The following is a 1,897-nucleotide window of genomic DNA, read 5'->3' as shown; positions in this document are numbered from 1 at the left end:
GGCACGTGCAGACCTTTCGTCATGGCCTCCTACCTTTCTTTCGGGCCCTTGTCAGGGCCGATTCGTTAGCGCCCCTCCGTGTGAGGCGTTATTGCTGACGACATATTTATATCCAAAATCAGCCCATACTTCCACCTTGCCCCCGAACGGTTTTTTATAGGGGGTGAACGGCATACACATATACTTCACGCATGGCACACTTTGATTTAATAAAGTTTATTTACGTGCTTAAATGCTTTTTCAAACCAAATAGCAAATGGAACTTAACTTTATTGAACCACCCTCAAATTGCATATTTCTAATAAAGCTATGAATAGAATTAGCGATTCATACCGCGTCTCAACCATTTTCATTTTTATTCAGAAAAAAGTTTGTCCTATTCATTTCTGGTATGCATATTACCGTTTACCAGACGCTTGGTACCGTTCACCGGAAGTTCAGTATAAGGCCCAGCGGATACCGGCTCGCTTTACGGCCCCATTTGTAACAACTTGACTTCTCGGTATAGAAAAACGGACCCGCTTCCCCTAGGGAAACGGGTCCGTTTTCGATTATCTTCGGCCAATTTGGATAAGGCCCTCGAAAATCGTCGGAATCCTAGCGATCGAACTCCGCCAGTGCCTCGCCCAAAAGCCTCAGGCCCTCGCGAAGAACGTCTTCGCTCGCGCAGTAGCCCAGGCGTGCGCCGCAGGGAAGCTCAAAGCGGCTGCCGGGGACCAGCAGCACTCCCCTCTCGGCCAACAGGCGCTTACAGAATTCCTCGTCATCCTCGGGAATATCCAGCTGGATAAACGAGGTGGATATTCCCTGCGGGGCCGTCCAGGAAACGCGATGCTGCGTATCGATCCAAGCCTGCGCGATATCGCGGTTGCCAAACACGATCTTACGGTTGCGCTCGAGAATCTTGTCCTTGTGCTCGAGCACGTAGGTCGCCAGGGCGTCGTTGAACACGCCGCCGCAGATCATGGTGTAGTCACGATAGGTGCGGATGCGGTTGGACACCTCTTCGTTGGCCACGACCCAGCCCACGCGGGCCGCAGGCGTCGAATAGGTCTTGGACACCGAGTTGGTGACAATGGCCTTCTCGTACACGTCGGCCATCGACATAAAGGACTCGGTGTTCCCGAGCGGCAGATACACCTCGTCGCACAGCACGTAGGCGCCCACCGAACGGGCAATCTCGGCAATCTGGCCGAGCGTATCGGCATCGAGCACCGTACCGATGGGGTTCGATGCGTTATTGATGCAGATGAGCTTGGTGTTGGGGCGCACCAAGCGCTTGAGCTCATCGATATCGGGCTTCCAGCCGAGCTCCTCGCGGAGCTCCCAATACTCGACCTCGGCACCCAGCGTACGCGGAATCTCGTAGAGCGGCGCATAGGTAGGCCACTCGGCAATCACGTGATCGCCGGGCTCCACAACGGCCATGATGGCGTTGAGGTTGGCGCCCGTGCAGCCATTGGTCTGCAGAATGTGATCGGGATTGACATCGCGACGATACAGCTTGGCGACCTCGGCCTTAAATTCCGGCGATCCCTCGATCCAGCCGTAGTTCATCTTCTCGCGATCCAGGCGCTCGTAGAACGTGGCGCCGTCCTGCTCGTCCAGTGCGCGAAGCTCGCCCATGGTCAGCGACGAGATCGTCGACTGAGCGATATCCCAGGTAGCACTCTTCTCCCAAACGTTGAGCCATTCCTCAACACCGATTGTCTTGATATCCATGGCCACCTTATCTGATCTTCATTTAGCGTCATTAAACATGAATGGGGCGGTGCGAAAGATCCGCACCGCCCCAATGGGAGACATCTAATGGCAGCTAGATGTTTGTAGTAAGACCTGTACGGGTCTTTGAAAACCTTAGAGGTCCTCGCGCCAGAAGGGCATGCTCATGCAGCGC

The 1,897-nt window shown here is 54.4% G+C and carries 1 protein-coding gene; it reads right to left on the bottom strand.

What is annotated here, in order from left to right; all coding sequences use genetic code 11:
• Positions 1–597: 597 nt before the first annotated feature.
• Complete coding sequence (locus DWW12_RS09640) at positions 598–1,722, bottom strand: aminotransferase (protein WP_117855830.1); 1,125 nt, start codon at positions 1,720–1,722, stop codon at positions 598–600.
• Between the last annotated feature and the right edge of the window lie 175 nt (positions 1,723–1,897).

The sequence above is a fragment of the Collinsella sp. AF14-35 genome (assembly GCF_003464565.1).
Lineage (GTDB): Bacteria > Actinomycetota > Coriobacteriia > Coriobacteriales > Coriobacteriaceae > Collinsella.
The sequence above is the reverse complement of the archived record's forward strand: the minus strand, read 5'-3'. Positions and strand labels throughout refer to the sequence as shown.

Excerpts from the sequence above, each read along its gene's own strand:
- DWW12_RS09640 (WP_117855830.1), bottom strand. The coding sequence starts at position 1,722 with ATGGATATCAAGACAATCGGTGTTGAGGAATGGCTCAACGTTTGGGAG.